18 protein-coding genes are annotated in these 19,259 nt (G+C 60.4%); 6 read left to right on the top strand and 12 right to left on the bottom strand.

Features of this window, described 5'->3' with window-relative positions:
* Positions 1-78 precede the first annotated feature (78 nt).
* Positions 79-816, top strand: a complete 738-nt coding sequence (locus C5750_RS06515; RefSeq protein WP_105732960.1) for a BPL-N domain-containing protein — start codon at positions 79-81, stop codon at positions 814-816.
* Between the two features lie 167 nt (positions 817-983).
* The gene (locus tag C5750_RS06510) at positions 984-2,144 is read left to right on the top strand and encodes a GGDEF domain-containing protein (RefSeq protein ID WP_105732959.1); all 1,161 of its coding nucleotides are present in this window, start codon (positions 984-986) and stop codon (positions 2,142-2,144) included.
* A gap of 12 nt (positions 2,145-2,156) precedes the next feature.
* On the opposite strand, the gene C5750_RS26315 is transcribed toward C5750_RS06510, so the two are convergent.
* The gene (locus C5750_RS26315; RefSeq protein ID WP_130269241.1) at positions 2,157-2,519 is read right to left on the bottom strand and encodes a hypothetical protein; all 363 of its coding nucleotides are present in this window, start codon (positions 2,517-2,519) and stop codon (positions 2,157-2,159) included.
* Between the two features lie 154 nt (positions 2,520-2,673).
* Between C5750_RS26315 and C5750_RS06500 the strand changes: the two genes are divergently transcribed.
* Both C5750_RS06500 and C5750_RS06495 read left to right on the top strand, forming a co-directional pair.
* Positions 2,674-2,991, top strand: a complete 318-nt coding sequence (locus C5750_RS06500) for a DUF1801 domain-containing protein (protein WP_105732957.1) — start codon at positions 2,674-2,676, stop codon at positions 2,989-2,991.
* Positions 2,992-3,172: 181 nt separating this feature from the next.
* Complete coding sequence (locus C5750_RS06495; RefSeq protein ID WP_105732956.1) at positions 3,173-3,754, top strand: hypothetical protein; 582 nt, start codon at positions 3,173-3,175, stop codon at positions 3,752-3,754.
* A 31-nt stretch (positions 3,755-3,785) separates the two neighbouring features.
* On the opposite strand, the gene C5750_RS06490 is transcribed toward C5750_RS06495, so the two are convergent.
* From C5750_RS06490 to C5750_RS06475, 4 genes are all read right to left on the bottom strand, one after another.
* Positions 3,786-5,057, bottom strand: coding sequence for an alkyl sulfatase dimerization domain-containing protein (locus C5750_RS06490; RefSeq protein ID WP_105732955.1), 1,272 nt, complete (start codon positions 5,055-5,057; stop codon positions 3,786-3,788).
* A gap of 122 nt (positions 5,058-5,179) precedes the next feature.
* The gene (locus C5750_RS06485; protein WP_105732954.1) at positions 5,180-5,926 is read right to left on the bottom strand and encodes an ABC transporter ATP-binding protein; all 747 of its coding nucleotides are present in this window, start codon (positions 5,924-5,926) and stop codon (positions 5,180-5,182) included.
* Between the two features lie 42 nt (positions 5,927-5,968).
* Complete coding sequence (locus C5750_RS06480; protein WP_105732953.1) at positions 5,969-6,775, bottom strand: ABC transporter permease; 807 nt, start codon at positions 6,773-6,775, stop codon at positions 5,969-5,971.
* Positions 6,776-6,959: 184 nt separating this feature from the next.
* Entirely contained in the window at positions 6,960-7,424 is a 465-nt protein-coding gene (locus C5750_RS06475) for a GNAT family N-acetyltransferase (RefSeq protein WP_105733154.1), read from the bottom strand.
* A gap of 269 nt (positions 7,425-7,693) precedes the next feature.
* Here C5750_RS06475 and C5750_RS06470 point away from each other — a divergent pair, with 269 nt between their 5' ends.
* Positions 7,694-9,739, top strand: coding sequence for an NADH:flavin oxidoreductase (locus tag C5750_RS06470; RefSeq protein ID WP_105732952.1), 2,046 nt, complete (start codon positions 7,694-7,696; stop codon positions 9,737-9,739).
* A gap of 233 nt (positions 9,740-9,972) precedes the next feature.
* Here the strand turns inward: C5750_RS06470 and C5750_RS06465 are convergent, their stop codons facing one another.
* The 7 genes from C5750_RS06465 to C5750_RS06435 all read right to left on the bottom strand — a co-directional run bounded on the left by C5750_RS06465 (position 9,973) and on the right by C5750_RS06435 (position 17,548).
* Entirely contained in the window at positions 9,973-10,974 is a 1,002-nt protein-coding gene (locus tag C5750_RS06465) for an ABC transporter substrate-binding protein (protein WP_105732951.1), read from the bottom strand.
* A 193-nt stretch (positions 10,975-11,167) separates the two neighbouring features.
* Positions 11,168-12,550 carry an FAD-binding oxidoreductase gene (locus C5750_RS06460; RefSeq protein ID WP_105732950.1) on the bottom strand — a complete coding sequence of 461 codons (1,383 nt, stop codon included), beginning with the start codon at positions 12,548-12,550 and terminating at the stop codon, positions 11,168-11,170.
* The gene (locus tag C5750_RS06455) at positions 12,547-13,359 is read right to left on the bottom strand and encodes an ABC transporter permease (protein WP_105732949.1); all 813 of its coding nucleotides are present in this window, start codon (positions 13,357-13,359) and stop codon (positions 12,547-12,549) included. Before C5750_RS06455 ends, C5750_RS06460 begins: the two co-directional genes overlap by 4 nt.
* A gap of 3 nt (positions 13,360-13,362) precedes the next feature.
* Positions 13,363-14,193, bottom strand: coding sequence for an ABC transporter permease (locus C5750_RS06450; protein ID WP_105732948.1), 831 nt, complete (start codon positions 14,191-14,193; stop codon positions 13,363-13,365).
* A gap of 70 nt (positions 14,194-14,263) precedes the next feature.
* A complete protein-coding gene (locus C5750_RS06445) occupies positions 14,264-15,379 on the bottom strand; it encodes an ABC transporter substrate-binding protein (protein ID WP_105732947.1) in 1,116 nt (371 codons plus the stop codon).
* A 45-nt stretch (positions 15,380-15,424) separates the two neighbouring features.
* On the bottom strand, positions 15,425-16,531 hold the full coding sequence (locus C5750_RS06440) for an ABC transporter ATP-binding protein (RefSeq protein ID WP_105732946.1): 1,107 nt from the start codon (positions 16,529-16,531) through the stop codon (positions 15,425-15,427).
* Between the two features lie 126 nt (positions 16,532-16,657).
* The gene (locus tag C5750_RS06435; RefSeq protein ID WP_105732945.1) at positions 16,658-17,548 is read right to left on the bottom strand and encodes a LysR substrate-binding domain-containing protein; all 891 of its coding nucleotides are present in this window, start codon (positions 17,546-17,548) and stop codon (positions 16,658-16,660) included.
* A 107-nt stretch (positions 17,549-17,655) separates the two neighbouring features.
* On the opposite strand from C5750_RS06435, the gene C5750_RS06430 reads away from it, so the two are divergent.
* Positions 17,656-19,245 (top strand): zinc-binding metallopeptidase family protein, encoded by a 1,590-nt coding sequence (locus C5750_RS06430; protein ID WP_162800145.1) that lies wholly within the window; start codon positions 17,656-17,658, stop codon positions 19,243-19,245.
* Positions 19,246-19,259 lie beyond the last annotated feature (14 nt).

Below are 19,259 nucleotides of genomic sequence, written 5' to 3'. Positions count from 1 at the left end.
GGCTGGTCCCTTCTCAAAATTAAACCGCAATTCGATTTAGGGTAGATCACACCGCATCACTCCAAAGGAATTGTTCTGATGTTCAGCGCCGCAAAATACGCACTTCTCGCATGTTTTCTTGTGTTGAATGCCTCCGCCAATGCATCGCCATCGGCCGTTGCGCTCGTATATCGCGGGCCTGCCGGTTGTGATGATTGTTCATCCGCGGCCGCCGAAGCCCTGAGGAACAGCAGCTTCCACTTCGATGTTAAATTCATCGGCCCCAATGAACAGCTGAAGCTGGTGCCATCCAGCTTCATTGGAGCGTCCTTATATGTGCAACCCGGCGGCGGACAGGACATTGACGGGGCAAGGAGAAGCCTGGGCAAGGCGGGCATCCAGGCCGTCAGGGATTTCGTATCCAAAGGCGGCCGGTATTTTGGAATTTGCATGGGCGCGTATCTCGGTACGGATTTGGGCTTTGACATCGTCAAAGGAGAAACGGATTCCGAGGTCGGGCGGCCGGGGTTTTCCGTGTCCGATATCGGCGATCACGTGGTGCCGATCCAATGGGAAGGGGCGTCGTTGTGGACATATTTTCAGGATGGTCCGCATCTGCCCAAAAATCATGCGCATTCAGGTTTCCGGGAACTTGCCCATTATCAGAATGGTGATCTGGCGGCTGCTCGTTACGCATTTGGCAAAGGCAGCGCGACTTTGGTCGGGCCACACCCCGAAGCGCCCCAGCAATGGTATGACAATTACGGTTTGCACAATCCTGATGGTGTGAATTCCAGGCTGATCCAGGGATTGCTGAACGCGGCGATGGCAGAATGAGGCGACGGGGGCAGGCCCGTCATCATCCGCATGGACGCCGCTACCAATTCTAAAGCAATATCGGTTATCTCTAGGCGGAAAGAGGGTGGGAGCCCGGCCGGGCAAGCATTGACCGCCGCCATGTCCCGGATACCTCTCCTGCAAAGCGATCGAGGCGTTCCCGTTCCATGGATTCAAGGACCATATTCAGCACCGTCTCGCTGTTGATACTGGCCAACAGCGCCGTGCTGGCGGTCATCTACCGCGATGTTCCGAAGATGCTGCAACCGGCAGCCATGCGCTGGCTGGCCGGAACGCTGCTCATCGCGATTGGTTGTACCGTGTTCGCTTTCGGAACGCTTGTCCCCGCCCTGGTTTCCATCATGACCGCCAATTGCGCCTTTCTGCTCGGCCTGACGGCCTATCAGTGGTCGCTCAGGACATTCTATGGCGCGCCGGTGAATGCCCTGATCCTGGCGCCGGCGGCATGCGGAATCCTCGGGGTCTTGTGGTACTCGGCGGTTCATCCGGTCTTCGAGGCAAGACTCATCATCGTTTCGATTGTCTGGGTCTGGCTGATGATGTCCAGCGTCCGGACGCTGACGCAAAACGCCCACCGGGATGCTGCCCTCAGCCGGAAAATGCTGGCCTTCATTTTCTCCGTCGTCACGGCTTTTACGGTCTTGCGGGCGATCTATTACTTCCAGATGCAGCTGCCGCCGGATTTCAACGTGGCGGGCAATGCCAGTTCGCTCAATCCCATCACGCCGCTGTTCATGACCGTATTGCCCATCATCGGCACGACGACATTCGTGCTGATGTGTACGGAACATATCCGGCGGCAATGGGAGTTTGCCGCGTCGACCGATTACCTCACGGGCCTGCCCAACAGGCGGACGCTGACGGAAATCGGCAATGAGCGCTTTCTCGAGGCGTCGAAGCGCACGGACGGGCTGGCGCTTGCTGTCCTTGACATCGATGCATTCAAGGCGATCAACGATACCTATGGGCACGAGATCGGCGACAAGGCGCTGATACACGTGGCCTCCAGGCTGCAAAGCGGTGTCGGTAAATCGGACCTGGTTTCCCGTTCCGGCGGCGAAGAATTCGTCGTGCTTTTCGGCGGACTGAGCGAACTGGAGGCGAAAGCAGCAGCGGAACGCATCCGCCGGTTGGTTGAATCCGATCCGTTCACCGTCAACACCATGACCATTCCCGTCACGGTTTCCATCGGCGCTGCCGTCAACCGGTCCAAGGATGCGAGCTTTGCCGACGTGCTGCGGCGCGCCGATGAAGCCCTTTACATCGCCAAATCCAATGGCAAAAACCGAGTCGAGCTTGCGGTGTGACCGCTGGTCAGGTCAAAAACTCGGGCCGCTGTTGGTCGTCCACTCCTCGTCGGGCACGCCGTTGGTAAAACCGCGCTGCGCAGCCACGAATGTGATATCGGACTCCAGGACAAAGGGCGTCGTTTCATAATACGCCGTCGCAATACAATCCTTCTCGGCGCGCGTCAGTGCGCGGCTTGTAATGACGTCGACATTGTATTCGTTCTCGTCGGTGGGGGCCAATTTTACTTTGTAATGACAGTCACGCGGAATATGTATCCTGATTACTTCGATACCAAAAGGCCACCTGACTTTCACGGATTCGTTCCGATCAAAGTATTGACCGGTTCCTGTTTCACCCGTTGATGGTGGCAATGATGACTTGTGCTTTGTCATTTGTTTGGCCTCCAGAATACAAACAGTATCCAACAACTGCTACGCCAGGAAATCAAGGTGACAACGATGTCCCTACTTGCGCCGTTCTCGTTACCGTCTGACGGCCATTCCGGCACGGCGCGCGGTGTGCTAGGGTCCGGCCTATATCGCCGCCATGCCCGGCTGGAAAAGGCAGATCGGACAGCGCATCGATGCCATTGTCACGCGGGTCTGCCCGGATGTGCAGAAAGCGGTCAAATGGAACACGCCGCTTTACGGCAAGGAAGATGGCCGGTTCTTCGCCATGTATTGCTACAGGAACTACGTGCAGTTGACCTTCCTGCGCGGGACGTCACTGACGCCTGTTCCGCCCGTCAGCTCGAAGATGGAAGGGACGCGCTATGTCCATATCCGCGAGAACGATGTGCTGGATGAAGCCCTCATCGCGGATTGGATCGTGCAGGCCAGCAGGCTGCCGGGTGTCAAATTGTAAGCCGGGGAAGCAAGCCGAAGGAACAGTGGTCGGGCAAGCGCCGTTTATTACTTTGAAAATTATCAAAACCTTAATCAAAATCTATAGAATTAAAGAAAACTGCGCCGCCACGTGACAATATCCATCGACTCATCCACCATGACTGCGTGCAAGCCAAGTCTGCGCAAACCGGGGATTACACATGACATCGATTTCTTCCGCAACGAATGTCGCTTCGCTCATTCTTCAGCAGTCGGCTGATCTGTTGTCTTCGCAGGAAAGCAGACGGAGCAGGGCGGACAATCTCGTGGCCATTGCCAACGGTGTTGCGGGGGACGAAGCCTCCAGCGCCAATCCTCTGACAGGCCAGGCGCGTTCAAAGGTCTTTGAATCGATGTTCGGTGCGAACAGCCGTCCAAGCATCAATCAGATCAAGATCGAGCTGTTCGAGCGCACCGGAGAGGCGTTGAATGTCGATGAGTCCAAATATGCAACCAAGACGGACTACTTCAAGGCCGTCAAGATCGCGTTTCTGGCGCTGAAACTGCATCAGGGCGGTGAAAAGATTATCGACGGGCTCGAGGAAGGTCTCGGCCTGAAGGATCTCGGTCTTTCCCTGGAAACCGTCATCAATGCAATGGGTAATCCGGATGGCGAGGACGATCGCAAGGTAACCGAAGCCCTCGAAAAAAAGTTCGGTGCGCAGAATAACGCCTATTCCGGCAAAAGGGCCGGACCGGTCCACATCAACGATGCGGGGATTTACGGCATATCCCTGCCTTGAACGCAGCCTGGCCATTTGCCGCCTGAGCCTGCTATTGCAGGTGTTCTTCGGACTCGCGCAGTGAATAGGCCAGGATCGCCTTGCCGATCAAGGACGTCTCCGCGTCGATGCAGTCGGCATAGATGGCTGCCCGGACACGGTGAACCGCCTTGTCCTGCGGGGCGGCGGCCACGGCAAATTCGATCAGGTGTGCGGCCACGCGCATCTGGCCCGCGGCCCGCAGCGCTTCGGCTTGTTTCGCCAGGTTTCCCACACCGCCCGCAAGGTGTGCGATTTCCCGGCCGAGGTCCTGGTCAGCCGCCGGCTTGAGGTGCGCGGGGTTTCCGTCAAACCATCCGGCATAGAGGTGCCAGACGCTGCGCACGACAAAGGCGGGATCGTCATATTTCGGCAGGAGATAGGGTTTGCCGAGAAGCTCCGAAGGCGCGCGGACACTGTGCAGGATTGAATTCAGTGTCTCTCCCCTGTTCATTCGCTCAAGTGTCTGATTGACAAGGCTCTCCAGGGCGCTGGCGGCGTCATCCAGCATCTCAGCCACGCGGGCGGCGCCTGAAACGACCGGTCCATGGCCGGGAACCAGGATGTTGGGCTCAAGCGCATGCATTTTCCGAAGCGTCGCCGCCCAATCCTGCGGATATCGCTGGACTTTGCGCGGATTGCCGGCGTTCGGGAACACCCAAATGACAAAATCACCGCTGACCAGGATTTTCTTCTGCGGCAGCCAGACAAAGGTCGCATCATCCGTTTCGCCGCGCCCGTGTGTCAGTTCGATGCGCAGGCCGCCGACATCGAGGCAAAGCTGATCGTCATAGACTTCATCCGGACGCCGGTGCTCGCCGGGGAAGACATAGCCGGCTTTGTTGAACTGACGTCCCATGATGAGACTGTTCAGATCCTGTGACTGATCATAACGCGCGAAGCGCTGCAATATGTTGCGGTGTGCAACGATGCGCGGGCGAGCAACGCCGTTGACGTCCGCTTCCTCATCCAGAAGACGGGCTCCCCATGTGTGGTCGATATGACCATGGGTGTAGATGACCGTGTGGATGGGGCTGCTATCCCAGCGGCGGATCACGCCGAGCGTTTCCCGTGCAGTTTCCCTGCCGCCAGTATCGACGAGCACCAGCCCGGCGCCGGTGCGGATTGCCGTGACATTGCCAACCACGTAATGCGTCGAGACAACGATCATATCGTCGTGGACCGCGTGCGCTGAACCGCCGGCAACGGCCGCGCTCCATTCTTCCATGGCCGCTTCGCCGTGCCATAATCTTTCGAAAAGACGGTTCATGTCGGCCTTATGCATGGAATGGTCCCTTCATTGTGATGGTCCCGCATACAACAGGGGTCCTGACAGCATAGTGTCAGGAGGCGCTATCCTTCCGCCGCATGTCGAGCGCGCCCTACTGGCCTACGCCGCGACGTGCGCTATTGGTGGCCGAAATAGGCATTGGCGACGGTTTCGGCATCTCCATCCATCTTGACCTTGCCATGTTCGAGCCAGACGATACGGCTGCAATTGGCCAGGAGCAACTGTCTGGAGTGGCTGGCGATGATCAGGATCCTGGTCTTGTTGACGAGGTCGTGCAGGCGCTCATTGGCCTTGTTCTGAAAGCTTTCATCGCCCGCCGCCAGCCATTCATCCATGATCAGGATTTCCGGCTGGATGACGGTCGAGATCGAAAAGGCCAGGCGCAGCTGCATGCCGGTCGAATAGGTCCTGACCGGCATGTCGAGAAAATTGCCGAGCTCGGAGAATGCCTCGATCTCCGCCTGCTTGGCCGCCATCTCGCGCTTGGAAAAGCCGAGGAGAGCACCGCGGATGCGGATGTTTTCGCGGCCCGTGGCTTCCGGGTCGATGCCCAGCGAGATGTTGATCAGCGAGGTGCATTTGCCGTTGATGGCGATGCGCCCGCCCGAGGGATAATACACGCCGCTCATCACCCGCAGGAGCGTGGTCTTTCCCGAGCCATTGTGCCCGATCAGGCCGAGCCGCTCGCCCTCGTTCAGGGTGAGGCTGATGGCCTCCAGCCCGCGGATGACCACATGGCCTTCGGCGTTCGAGCCGATGGTGCCGCCGGTGGCCAGACTCATGACCTGGTTCTTGAGCGACCGGCTTTTCGCGTTGTAGATCGGAAAATCCACGGTGACATTGTCGAGAATCATTGAAGTCATGTTGGCCTTCGCAGGAAAAGGGGTGGGGCGTGCCGAAAGGGCCTAGAGCCAATAGGTGATGCGCGAGCGGTAGCGGTTGAGGAAAAGCAGGGCGATGCCCCATCCGATGACAGCCATGCCGGCAACCACGCCCCAGTTGAGCGGGGTGCCCATCTGTCCGAGCAGCGGCTCGCGGATCACGCTGACAAGGTGGTAGAAGGGGTTGAGATCCAGCATCAGCATGGATTTGTCCGCCGGCAGTTGGTGCGGCTGCCACATGATGGGCGTCACATACATGCCGACCTGCATGACGTTCTGAATGATCTGCGTCAGATCGCGGTAGCGCGTGCACACCACCGCCAGCACCACCATCATCCACAGAAGGTTGAGCGAGACGAGAAAGAAGGCCGGGAAGACCAGCAGCGCCGTCCATCCCATGAACTTGCCGAACAGCAGCAGCACGATGGGGAAAATAATGATGTTGTGGAACAGGATGATCGAGTTGCGCCACCAGGTGCGCAGGACATAGGTGAAGAACGGCAGCGGCAATTGCAGCATCGTCTCGGTGTTGGAGATGAAGCTGAGGCAGCCCTCGTTGATCAGCTGCGAAAAATAGCCCCACAGGATGAGGCCGACGCAGATGAAGGGGAGGAACTCGGACATGGGCGAGCGGAAAATGGTGCCGAATATCAGGCCCATGGCGCCGATGAGCACGCCCATGTTGATGGTCAGCCAGAAGGCGCCGACGCTGGAGCGCCGGTAGCGCTGCGCCACGTCCTGCCAGCCGAGCAGCGCCGCCAGATGAAAATTGCCCACGGCAGCCGTGATGTCTTCCCAGGCGGTGATTTTCCGCGAATTCGCTATGGTCATGTCGACGCGCGTCTTTCTCTCAAATACGGCTTTGCTATGCCGGCAAGGCCCTGCCGGACCTGCCTATACACCCGTTGCCGGAACAATTCCAAGCCGCATCGCATTTCATCAACACCGTAGAGCGCAATAGCACGCCGATGGCTCGATCAAAACCGGCTCCGGACAGGAGATTTGCGGTGATCGCCTAATGCAGCGGTTTGACCAAAAAGAGGCATGGATGGCCTTCCGCCCACAATGTGGGGAAGATTTCCGCCTTGAGAAAACCGTTGCGCCCGTAGAAGGCGCGCGTGCTGTCGAGATGCGGTTCATGCCGGCCGCGCGGCGCCAGCGTCTTGACCGTCAGCAGGGAACAGCCGGACCGCCGCGCATGGGCTTCGGCGGCTTTGAGGAGGGAATGGCCGATTCCCCGGCCATGAAATTCCCGGCGTGTGGCGATCACAAAAATTTCCGCCGCCGCCGGCGGATGGTATTTGAGCGCAATGAAACCCGTGCGGGTTCCGCTGTCCGTATGGGCAAGGACGGGCAGGCCCGTTACCAGACCGGCGCAGGCAGCAATGCCGTCCGGCTCCTCGAACCATTCCGGCAGGCCGCTCATGATATCGGCGCACAGGGCGCTCTTGTCGTCCGGGCAGGTGATTTCACTGATCATCGGGATCATCTCTCCGCTGTTGGTTGCATCCATGTGAAACGGGTATGAAAAATTTTCATCCATGACGTAGACGCGGCGCGGCGGAGCGGATTTAGGGAATTTCTTTGCGATCAAGCCGTTGTGAATGCCGGTGCATTTTGCGTTGCAACCACAAGGTGGACAAGCCGCGGCACGCATCTGACGAATCCGCACCACTTTAAGTCGCGTGGGAGAAACCCGTCGGGTGATTCCCGCTGTAGGATCGCGGAAAACAACGGGAACCGAGACCATTGTCCGCACATGCCGATCCGCTTCTACAGCCCTATCAGCTGAAACATCTACGCCTGAAAAACCGTCTGATGTCGACCAGCCACGAGCCCGCCTATTCGGAAGATGGAATGCCGAAGACCCGCTACCGGCTCTATCATGTGGAGAAGGCCAAGGGCGGCATCGCTCTGACAATGACGGCGGGGTCGGCTGTTGTCTCGCGCGAGTCGCCGCCGGCCTTCGGCAATCTGCATGCGTATAAGGACGAGATCGTGCCCTGGCTGCGCGAGCTGGCCGATGACTGTCATGAACACGGCGCCGCCGTGATGATCCAGCTGACGCATCTCGGCCGCCGCACCAGCTGGAACAAGGCGGACTGGCTGCCCGTGGTTTCCGCCTCGCCGGTGCGCGAGCCTGCTCACCGGGCTTTTCCGAAAGAGGCCGAAGACTGGGATCTCGAACGGATCATTGCCGATTATGCGTCAGCGGCGCAGCGCATGCAGGCCGCTGGGCTCGACGGCATCGAGTTCGAAGCCTACGGCCATCTCATGGACGGGTTTTGGTCGCCCGCCACCAATCGGCGCGAGGATGAATATGGCGGTTCGCTCGACAACCGCCTGCGCTTCACCTGGGCGGTGATCGACGCGGTGCGCCGGTCCGTCGGTCCCGATTTCATCGTCGGCATCCGCATGGTCGCCGACGAGGACTGGGAGCAGGGCCTGTCGCGGCAGGAGGGCGTGGAGATTGCCCGGCGCATCGCGGCATCGGGCAAGTTCGATTTTCTCAACATCATTCGCGGCCATATCGATACGGATGCGGCGCTCAACGAGGTCATTCCAGTGCAGGGCATGCGCTCGTCGCCGCATCTGGATTTTGCCGGGGACATCCGGCAGGAAACAAAGTTTCCGGTCTTTCACGCGGCGCGCATCGCCGATGTGGCCACGGCCCGCCATGCCGTCGCCGAGGGCAAGCTTGATATGGTCGGCATGACCCGCGCCCATATCGCCGATCCGCATATCGTGCGGAAAATCGAGGCGGGCGAGGAACATCGCATCCGCCCCTGCGTTGGCGCGACCTATTGCCTCGACCGCATCTATGAGGGCGGCGAGGCGCTGTGCATCCACAATGCGGCGACCGGCCGCGAAGGCACCATGCCGCACACCGTCGCCAAAGCGGCAAAGAGCCGGACTGTCGTTGTTGTCGGGGCGGGGCCAGCCGGGCTGGAAGCGGCGCGTGTTGCGGCCGAAAGCGGGCACAGCGTCACCGTGCTGGAGGCCTCGGACCACGCGGGCGGGCAGGTGCGTCTTGCCGCGCAGAATCCGCGGCGCAAGGAGATGATCGGCATTGTCGACTGGCGGCTGGAAGAGCTGCAGCGGCTGGGTGTTTCCCTGCGCTACAATGTCTGGGCCGAATCCGGCGATGTGCTTGGGCTTTCCCCCGACGTGGTGGTGATCGCCACCGGCGGGCTGCCGCAAAACCCGCCCCTGGCGGCGGGCGGCGAGCTGGTCACCTCAAGCTGGGATATCCTGGCGGGCGCGGTGAAACCGGGCGAAACGGTGCTGCTCTATGACGACAATGGCGGCCATCAGGGCATGAGCGCGGCGGAAATGATCGCGCGCGCCGGCGCAAGGCTTGAACTCGTCAGCCCGGAGCGGTTCTTCGCGCCTGAAATGGGCGGCATGAACCATGTGCCCTATATGCGCGCATTCCACGAGCACGGGGTGCGGGTGACCATCAACACGCGGCTGATCAGCGTCGCCCGCAACGGCAATCAGCTTGTCGCGACACTGGGCTCGGATTTCGATCCGGATTATCGCGAGGAACGGCTGGTGGATCAGGTGGTTGTCGAGCACGGCACCTTGCCGATCGACGATCTCTACCGGGAATTAAAGCCGCTGTCGCGCAATGGCGGTGCGGTGGATTACGGCAATCTGGTCAATGGTGGCGCCATTTTCCCGCAGCGCCATGCCGAAGGACAGTTCGATCTGTTGCGGATCGGCGATGCGGTGCACGCCCGCAACATCCATGCCGCCATCTATGACGGGCTGCGTTACGCCATCCGCTTTTAATGATTGTCATGTGAAGTCGCCGCCGGGCGGGATTGGGTATCTCTCCCCTTGAGGCAGAGAAGGGATTTTCTTGGATTTAGCCCCTTTGCTAAATCCTTAGAAAATCCAAGAGAGGGGAACTCGTGTTCTTCCAAAATCCCCTCTCTTGCGATTTCTAGCACTTAGCCAAGAGGCTAAGATGCTGAAATCGCTTTCTCCCCCACAAGGGGGGAGATAAATGACGTCAGCTAGTGTTACTTCAGCGAAGCCTTGACCTTGGCGGCCACGTCGGCGCTGACCCATTTGGTCCAGATGTCCTCGTGGTTCTTGAGGAAGTATTTTGCGCCGTCTTCGCCGGTTGCCTGATTGTCGGTCATCCAGGCGAGCAACTCATTGACGGTTTTGTTCGACCAGGACCGCGCCTTCAGATAGTCCATGACCGGGCCGGACTTTTCGCTGAATTTTTTGGTGACGACCGTGTCCACTTCGGCCAGTTCCCAGGCATTCTTCTTCGGGTCGGCGCAATCGGCGACAGTGTTGCAGCGCTTCCATTCCGCCGCATCGAAAGGCACACCGTGATCAAGCCTGACCATCTGGTACTTGCCGAGGAGGGCGGTGGGTTCCCAGTAATAGCCGACCCAGCCCTGCTTGCGTTCATAGGCCTTGGCCAATGACCCGTCGAGGCCTGCGGCCGATCCGGTGTCAACCAGCGTAAAACCCTTCTTCTCCGCATCATAGGCCTTGAAGAACTGGGTGGTGGCCAGCGTGCCGCCCCAGCCGGGAGGGCCGTTGAAGACAGCGCCCTTGGAGGCATCTTCCGGTGCCGGGAACAGTTCGGGATGTTTCAGCGCATCATCGATGGTCTTGATATCGGGATGGGCGTCGGCGAGGTATTTCGGGATCCACCAGCCCTGCACGCCGCCATCCGACAGGGATTTCCCGGTATAGACGAGCTTGCCGTCGGCAACGGCCTTGTCGAGAATATCGCGCATGAAATCGACCCAGCCTTCGGGAGCGATGTCCGGCTGGCCCTTTTCGGTCATCGATGTCAGGGTCGGAATGGTATCGCCCTGCACGATATCGGCATTGCAGCCATAGCCCTTGTTGAGAATGATCTTGTCAAGATTGGCGAGAACCTCGGCCGATTGCCAGTTCATGCTGGCGATGGTCACGTCACCGCACTCGGCCGCCGACGCCGCACCGGCGGCACCCATCAGGGCGAAGGCCATGACGCTGCTCATCAATAGTGTCTTCATGTGAGAACCCCTTTTGTTGATTTTATGATGCTTGTGGTGGAGATGGTCATCCGCAGATGCACCGGACGCAGGAACTGCACCCGGCCTGCACAAAGCCGATGGAAAAAAGGCTGGACCATGGCTGAAACGATAACCTTGCACGGGGTGCCCGAGAAGCCCGAACGCGCCACATGCTTTGTTCTCCGCGACATGGTCAGCCAACAACCTTGCCGGGGTTCATGATGCCGTTCGGATCGATCGTTTGCTTGATCGTCCGCATCAGGGCAAGTTTTACCGGATCGGCCAGCGCCTGCAGTTCCGGCATCTTTTCCAGGCCGATGCCATGCTCGGCGGAGAAGGAGCCGCCCATCTGCCTGATATTGGCATAGACGATGTCCTTCACCGCATCCTTGTGCGGATTCTCGTCTTCGCCTGCCACGCAGATATGCAGATTGCCGTCGCCAAGATGGCCGAAGGCAAAACCTCTGACATCGGCGCCAAGCGCCGCGACACCCCCGTCGAACTGTCTGAGATAGGCATCCAGATGCTGCAGCGGCACCGAAATGTCGAACCAGTAGCCATGCGGATAGGCGCGGGTGATGACATTGCTGTCTTCGCGGATGTTCCAGATGTCGTTCCGCTCCTTGCCGCTCTGGGCAATGATGGCATCGAGCACCAGTCCCGTTTCGATGGCAGCGCCAAGCGCCTCTTCCAGCGCCGATTGCGCGGCTTCCTGGGTAAGGCCTTCGCTTTCGACAATGAGATAGACGGGCGCCTGGGTGAATGCGGCGAGCGACGCGGGGCCGAGGGCTTCGACGGCAAGGCTAAAATAGGTGTGCGCCATGAATTCCGTGCGCAGCAGACGCAGCGCGCGGTTCTGCCGGAGTGTCTGGAACAGCGACACCGCCGCTGCGGCAGACGGGCAGGCGACGAGCGCGGTGGCGGTAAACCGGTCGACCGGCGTCAGCGCGATGACGGCCCGGGTGACAATGCCGAGCGTGCCTTCCGCGCCGATGAAAAGCTGCTTCAGGTCATATCCCTCATTGCTTTTGGTCACCTCGGCGAGATCGCTCATGACGGAGCCATCGGGCAGGACCACGTCGAGCCCCAGCACGCGCTGGCGCATGACGCCGAGCCGGAACGCCTCCATGCCGCCCGCATTGGTGGAAATCATGCCGCCGATGGTGGCACTGCCGCGCGAGGGGATATCGATGCCGGTGGTAAGCCCGGCCTTGGCGGCTTCCTCCTGCAGCGCCTGCAGGGTGACGCCGCATTCGACGATGGCAGTTCCCGCCGCCGCTTCCACGGATTCAATCCGGTTGAGCGCGGCCAGCGACAGGATGATTTCATCTTTGTGCGAGACGGCGCCCCCGGCAAGGCCGGTGCGCCCGCCATGCGGGACAATGGCGATCCGGTTGCCGTTGCAGAATTTGACGATGGCGCTGACCTGTTCGACAGTCTGCGGGGTGACCATCAGCCCCGCGTCGAGATTGTGCGGATCGGAGCCCGGATGAATGGCCCGCAAGGCATCGCCGGTCTTGATTGCCGCCGGGCCGGTGATGGCTGCAAGCGCCGCTACAATGTCATCTGCAATCATTTTGTCTCCGATGTCCCGCGCCGTTCGATAAAAATCCTCAGGGCGAGGATGACTGCGGTGACGATGATCAGAAGCACGGAAATGGCGGCGATGGCAGGATCAATATTGTCGCGCAGGCCCATCCACATCAGGCGTGGCAGCGTGATGGCGTTGACGCTGGTGATGAACAGGGTGACGCCAATCTCCTCCCAGGACAGCACGAAGGACAGAAGCGCCGCCGTGGCGATGCCGAACTTGATGTTGGGAATGATAATGCGGAAGGCGCGGGTGGTGAGATCAGCACCGAGGCCGCGGGCGGCGAGATCGATGCGCCGGTCCACCTGAAACAGCGCCACGAGGATAAGCACCACGGCAAACGGCGTGATCATCACCGCATGGGCCAGCGCCACGCCGATCCATGTGTCGTAGCCGATAAAGCTGTTGAAGGCGGAAAGCGTCGTCATGAGGAAATACAGCGTCATGGCCGACACGACGGGCGGGACGATCAGCGGCAGCAGCACGAAGCCGATGAGCAGCGCGGAAAAGCGTGGCTGGAACATCCAGATGCCGAGGCCGAACAGCGTGGCCAGCACCGTTGCGATGGCGCTGGAAAGAAGGCCGATGCGCAGGCTGAGCAGCACGCTTTGCCCCCATGCGGGATTGTCGATGAGCGCCTGATAATGCCGCAGCGACAGCGTGCCCGCCGGCATCGACAGAAACCGCTGCGGCGTGAAGGAGACGGGCACGACGGCCAGAAGCGGCATCAGCAGGAACAGCGCGACGGCGGTGGCAATGATCAGGAGGACGGGACCGGGACGGGATGACTGCATGGGTCAGCCCACCAGATGCGCGGGTTTGATGAAGCGCCGCATCAGCGCGAGCAGGATGCCGATGAACAGCACCAGCACCACGCTGATCGCCGCACCGAGCCCCCAGTCGGGACTTTGGAAAATCCGCAGATACACCAGTTCCGCCACCATGACGCTGCGGCCGCCGCCGAGAATGGCCGGGGTGACGAAGAAACCGAGGGCGAAGACGAAGACGATCAGCGCCGCGCCGATCAGGCCGCCATAGGTCAGCGGCACGAACACGCTCCAGAAGATGCGGCTGCGCGAGGCGCCCATGCCGCGCGCCGCCAGAAGCACGCGCTCGTCAATGGCGCGCATGGCCGAGGCAATGGGAAAGACCGCGAAGGGAATGAGGAAATGCGTCATGCCGATGACGACGCCGAACTCGTTGCGGGCAAGGGCCAGCGGTTCGCTGATGATGCCAGCCGCCTGCAGCCAGGTGTTGATCAGGCCACGATTGGAGAGAAGCGCCAGCCAGCCGAAGGCACGGGTCAGCACGGAAATCCAGAAGGGCACGAGAATGCAGAATTCCGCCAGCATGCGCTGCGCCGGTGTTCCGCGCACCCAGACATAGGCGATGGCATAGGCCATGACAAGCACGGCAGCGGTGACGATGAGACAGATGCGGAGCGTGCGGATGAACACGGACTGCACGAGCGGATCGGTGAGCACGGCGTGATATTGTCCAAGCCCCGGTTCAGGCAGGGTGACACTCCATCTGATGACACCCAGAAACGGCACCACATAGGCAAGCCCGAGAAACAGCAGCAGCGGCGCAAGCAGCAGGATTGTTCGTGATGTCGCCGATTTTCCCATTCAAATTTCCCGTTGCACGTCAGAATGCGGCCGGTGATCTCCCCCGCAAGGGGAGATCACCAAACGATGCTCAAGCCGAGATGACTTTCGTGTATTCGTCGAAAGCCGAGGCATAGTGTTCCGCATACCATTCCATGTTCAGCGGAATCTGCTTGGCCATATTGGCCGGATCGACGCAGTTGACGCGCTTCTTGTCGGCGGGAATGAGCGCATCGGTGGCCGGATTGGCCGGGCCCTGGCCCAGCAGCTCGAACATCTGCAGCTGGCGTTCCGGCGTCTGCGCGCTGGCGATGAACTTCATCGCATTGTCCTTGCCGCCGGGATTGTTTTTCATCACGGCGAGGGCACCGGGTGAAATCAGGCCCTGATCCCAGACGAACTTAATGTTGCCGCCGGAATCCTGTTCGAGCAGTTGCGCGCGGGTCGACCAGATCAGCGCCATCGAGGCTTCGCCGTCCATGAGCACGGACTGGCTTTCCGCACCGCCGCCCCAATAGGCAACGACGTTTTCCTTGAAAGCGGCGATCTTGTCATGGGCGCGCTTCAGGTCGAGCGGATAAAGCTTTTCCGGTGCGACGCCATCGGCCATCAGCGCCGCTTCCCACATGGCCGAACCCCATTTGTAGAGCGAGCGCTTGCCGGGGAATTTTTTCACATCGAAAAAGTCGGCCATGCCGGTTGGCACCTGATCGCCGAATTTCGACGAGTCATAGGCGATGATGTAGGAGAAGAAATAGGTCGATGCCGCATGGTCCCAGCCGAAGCCGGGGCGCATCTTGTGCCTGTCGACAATGGCATAGTCGATGGGCTCGAGCATACCCTGCTTGCCCAAGGTAATGCCGGAGAAGGGATCGATGTCCATCAGGTCCCAGCTGGGCTTGCCGCTCTTGAACTGGGCGGTGATGGCGCCTTCCGTCGGCCCGGAACCGTCCATCTTGACGGCAATGCCGCTCTCCTTGGCGAAGGGCTGGCCATAGGCCTTGTCATAGGCGGTCATGGCATCGCCGCCCCAGTTGACCAGCACCAGGTCTTTCGCCTGAGCCAGTGCCCGGTTCGAGCGCATGAAGGCAGGCGCACCCGCCAGCAGCATTGCGGCCATCTGGGTGAACCGGCGGCGGCTGATCTCGCCGCGTTCCACCTTTTCAGCCAGTATTTCAAGGCAGTCTTTTTGAAATGCGTGATCCATTGTGTTCCCCTGGGATTGTTATTGTCACATTCCGTATGCATGGTTCTAGGTCTGGTGCGGCAGCAAAAATCCCTGTTCTACGGGCCAGGACACCCAGACATCGGCGCGGTGGGCAAAAGGCGGCGTTGCCACCGTCGGCATCGACACGGCAATGGACGCGCCAGTGCGGGTCTTCAGGTGATAGCGGGTGACTGCGCCGAGATAGGTCGCATCCTCGACCCGGCAGGCAATGGCGTTGTGCCCGGCATTCTGCGGCGCTGCCGCGATGGTCATATGCTCAGGGCGCACGGCGGCAACGGCTTTCGGCCCGATCTGCGGATTTGTCCGGGCCAGCACGATGGTTCTGTCCTCGAATTGTCCGGCGGCGCTGTCGCCGTCGAGCCGCAGGGCGTCGAGCGGCAAAAGGTTGATCTCGCCAAGAAACTCCGCAACGAAGCGGTTTTCAGGCCGCTCATAGACATCCTGCGGGCGTCCGACCTGCAAAAGCTCGCCATGGTTGAAAATAGCCACGCGCGAGGACAAAGCGAGCGCCTCCGACTGGTCATGCGTGACGAACACGAACGTCGTGCCGGTTTCCTGATGCAGCCGTTTGACTTCCTCCTGCATCATTTCGCGCAGATTCTTGTCGAGGGCCGAGAACGGCTCGTCCAGCAGCAGCACCGAGGGTTCGAAAGCCAGTGCCCGGGCGAGCGCCACGCGCTGCTGCTGGCCGCCGGAGAGTTTTGCCGGCAGCTTTTTCTCGTGCCCAATGAGGCCGACCCGCTCCACCATTTCACCGACGCGGCGCTTGATGTCGGCTGCGGAGCGACCGCGTACCTTGAGCGGGAAGGCAATATTCTGTTCAACCGTCAGGTGCGGGAACAGGGCGTAGCCCTGGAACACCATGCCGTAGGAGCGGTCTTCGGCCGGCACGTCGGTAATATCCCGGCCGTCCATCATCAGGCGGCCTTCGCTCGGCGCGGTGAAGCCGGCAAGGATCATCAGGAAGGTGGTCTTGCCCGACCCGGACGGACCGAGAAGGGTGAGAAACTCGCCGCGTCCGATGTCGAGCGACAAATCCTTCAGCGCACGGAATGCACCGAATGTCTTGCCAATGGAAACAGCCTTGATCTCGGCGGCTTTCGCGTCGCCCAGTTGCATGCGTTGAGGCATTGATTGACCTCTTTCCCCTGCTTTTCGGGAAAGCCTAGGCACAATCTCCGGTGACGACAATTGAAATATATTGCCGCGATACGTGAATGAAATTCACGCCAGCATGAGCAGATGTTATTCCTGGCTTCATGCGTTGCGCGTTTGCGACAGGCGCGATTTCAGCCATTCCGTGAACGCCAGCTGGGCCGGATGCTCGATCTTGGCGAAATCCGTGACGAGAAAATACGACTTTGGCGACTTGATGCCGAGGTCGAACGGACGGATGAGTTGACCTGCCTTCATGGCTTTGCGGCAGGTGAGTTCATCGCCCATGGCAACGCCCTGCGCCGTGATGGCGGCGGAATAGACAAGGTTCATGTCGGAAAAGATGATGCCGCGCTCCGAATCCGGGTTCTCGACATTGGCCAGCGCCATCCAGCGGGTCCAGTCCTCGAAATCGCCCAGATGCAGCAGCGGCGCGCGCAACAGGTCTCTTGGCTCGGCAATACCGCCGATCTTGTTGAGCAGCACCGGGCTGCACAGCGGCGTGAATTCCACCTCGCACAGCAGTTCCACCGCGCGGTTCGGCCAGTTGCCGTCGCCGAAGGCTATAAAAATATCGACAGTGGAATCAGTGACGTCGTCGAGCTTGCGCGGCGTGACGATGCGCAGCGCGACATCGGGATATTTCTCCTGAAACTCGGCGATATGGGTGCACAGCCACAGCGACGCAAAACCAGCCGTCGAACTCACGCACAGCGATCCGCCGACACCCGCCGGGCTCTGCCTGCCGCCCGCATCGTCGATGACAATCAGCGCCTTGCGCACGTCATTGGCATATTTGCGGCCGCGCGGCGTGAGCGCCACGCCCTTGCCGTCGCGCTGCAACAGTTCAAAGCCAAGATCGCGCTCGAGGAGGCGCAGCTGATGGCTGACGGCACTGCGGGTCAGATGCAGCTCTTCCGCCGCACGCCAGACGCTGCCGTGCCTTGCAAAACTTTCAAGTGATCGCAGGGCCTGCGTGGAAGGAATGCGCATGGATGGGTTTCCGGCTGATGAGGTGAATGGAATTTGCACGTTTTGAAAAAACATATCACTTTTTGTCCCGCCTTCCAGATGATTATCTCGCCGCAACGGGGAGATGCATGGTGATCACGGCAGCAGGAAGCACAGCGCTGGATTTTGTCGACGCGCATCAGGCCGACCTGTCGGCGTGGACGCGCACCATTTTCGGCTTCGGTGAAACCGCCTGGCGCGAATATCAATCGGCGGACTGGTATGTGGCGCTGCTGCGCCGCGAAGGTTTCGACGTCGAGGTTGGATCCGGCGGCATGCCCACGGCATTCTGCGCGCACTGGTCCAACAGGGCGGGAATGACAGGCAAATCCCCTGTCATCGGCATGTATGCGGAATATGATGCGGTCCCCGGCAACTGCCAGGACGCGGCCACGGTCAAACGGCCAAGACCCGGCCTAAACGAGCATGCGGGTGGCCACACGGACCCGCATTCCGGCCTCGGCATTTCCAGTCTGGGCGGGTTGCTGGCAACAAAAGCCGCCATGGAAAAACATGGCATTGCAGGCACGCTGCGCTTCACCGGCGAACCCGCCGAAAAGGTGCGGGGCTCGAAACCCATCCATGCCGCCAAGGGCTATTATGACGGGCTGGACGGGATGATCTCGTTTCATCCGTTCTACATGCTGCCGCTGTGCAATACGGTGCGCTGGGAGACGCATTGCGGCGCCGCCTATTCGATGATTTACCGCTTTGTCTGCGACCAGCCGGAGGGCTGGGGGCTCAGCGATGGCGCGCCGATCCCGCAATCCCATTCGGCGGTGCGCGCACCCGGCGCCAACGATGCGCTGATGATGATGTACATGGCCTCCAAGGCGCTGCGCGATTCCATGCTGCCGCATCAGGGCGGCTGGTCGATCAGCGAGGCGATCCTGACGGCAGGGCAGGCGACGGCGGACAATCTGCCCGCCGGGCTTGCCGAAATCCAGTACATGATGCGCGTGCCTGACATTGCCATGGCCGAACGTGTCACCACCGTGCTCGACCGCAATGCCGAACACGCCGCCGCCATGACCGGCTGCCGGGTGGAGCGGCACTGGGTGTGCAAGTCACGACCGGGCCTTGCCAACCATGCCATGGCCGAAGTGACATGGGATGCCCTGCAGGCTGTCGGCGCGCCGCGCTGGAACGAGGCGGCAAAGGCGGTTGCGCGGGAGATTCAGGTGAATGCCGGAATCGATGCGATGCAGAACCCGTTTCTCGATGAATGCGAGGCATTGATCGCGCCTCGGGAAGCCGAGGCGATCCTGCGCCGCGACCTGCCGCCGTCGCAGATCAATTCCACCTCCGACGATTATACCGACATGACATGGCATGCACCCACCGTACGGTTCTACGTGGCGCGGCCCGCCTTGAAGGCACCGAAAGGTTTTGCCTATCCGGGCTGGGTGATGAATGCGCTCGGCGGTATTTCGGCGACGATCGATCCGATGGTGCTGACCGCCGCCAAGACGGTGGCGCTGACCGCGCTGCGCCTGCTTGAGGATGGCGAGGCGAGGGACAAGGCAAAGGACGAATTCATCCAACGCACCGGCGGCGGCATTGGCGGCTCCAACTGGATCGCACCCCTGTGCGACTACGAGCCGCCGATTCATTTCCGCTGGCCGGAATATGTGACCACTGCACGCGGGCGGGACTGGTGGATACCCACGCGCCCCTGACGAGGAGACGAACC

It is taken from the genome of Phyllobacterium myrsinacearum (assembly GCF_002980555.1).
In the GTDB taxonomy this organism is placed as follows: domain Bacteria; phylum Pseudomonadota; class Alphaproteobacteria; order Rhizobiales; family Rhizobiaceae; genus Phyllobacterium; species Phyllobacterium myrsinacearum.
The sequence above is the reverse complement of the archived record's forward strand: the minus strand, read 5'-3'. Positions and strand labels throughout refer to the sequence as shown.

Coding starts and splice junctions, on each gene's coding strand:
- C5750_RS06515 (WP_105732960.1), top strand. CDS start 79: ATGTTCAGCGCCGCAAAATACGCACTTCTCGCATGTTTTCTTGTGTTG.
- C5750_RS06510 (WP_105732959.1), top strand. CDS start 984: ATGGATTCAAGGACCATATTCAGCACCGTCTCGCTGTTGATACTGGCC.
- C5750_RS26315 (WP_130269241.1), bottom strand. CDS start 2,519: ATGACAAAGCACAAGTCATCATTGCCACCATCAACGGGTGAAACAGGA.
- C5750_RS06500 (WP_105732957.1), top strand. CDS start 2,674: ATGCCCGGCTGGAAAAGGCAGATCGGACAGCGCATCGATGCCATTGTC.
- C5750_RS06495 (WP_105732956.1), top strand. CDS start 3,173: ATGACATCGATTTCTTCCGCAACGAATGTCGCTTCGCTCATTCTTCAG.
- C5750_RS06490 (WP_105732955.1), bottom strand. CDS start 5,057: ATGCATAAGGCCGACATGAACCGTCTTTTCGAAAGATTATGGCACGGC.
- C5750_RS06485 (WP_105732954.1), bottom strand. CDS start 5,926: ATGACTTCAATGATTCTCGACAATGTCACCGTGGATTTTCCGATCTAC.
- C5750_RS06480 (WP_105732953.1), bottom strand. CDS start 6,775: ATGACCATAGCGAATTCGCGGAAAATCACCGCCTGGGAAGACATCACG.
- C5750_RS06475 (WP_105733154.1), bottom strand. CDS start 7,424: ATGATCAGTGAAATCACCTGCCCGGACGACAAGAGCGCCCTGTGCGCC.
- C5750_RS06465 (WP_105732951.1), bottom strand. CDS start 10,974: ATGAAGACACTATTGATGAGCAGCGTCATGGCCTTCGCCCTGATGGGT.
- C5750_RS06460 (WP_105732950.1), bottom strand. CDS start 12,550: ATGATTGCAGATGACATTGTAGCGGCGCTTGCAGCCATCACCGGCCCG.
- C5750_RS06455 (WP_105732949.1), bottom strand. CDS start 13,359: ATGCAGTCATCCCGTCCCGGTCCCGTCCTCCTGATCATTGCCACCGCC.
- C5750_RS06450 (WP_105732948.1), bottom strand. CDS start 14,193: ATGGGAAAATCGGCGACATCACGAACAATCCTGCTGCTTGCGCCGCTG.
- C5750_RS06445 (WP_105732947.1), bottom strand. CDS start 15,379: ATGGATCACGCATTTCAAAAAGACTGCCTTGAAATACTGGCTGAAAAG.
- C5750_RS06440 (WP_105732946.1), bottom strand. CDS start 16,531: ATGCCTCAACGCATGCAACTGGGCGACGCGAAAGCCGCCGAGATCAAG.
- C5750_RS06435 (WP_105732945.1), bottom strand. CDS start 17,548: ATGCGCATTCCTTCCACGCAGGCCCTGCGATCACTTGAAAGTTTTGCA.
- C5750_RS06430 (WP_162800145.1), top strand. CDS start 17,656: ATGGTGATCACGGCAGCAGGAAGCACAGCGCTGGATTTTGTCGACGCG.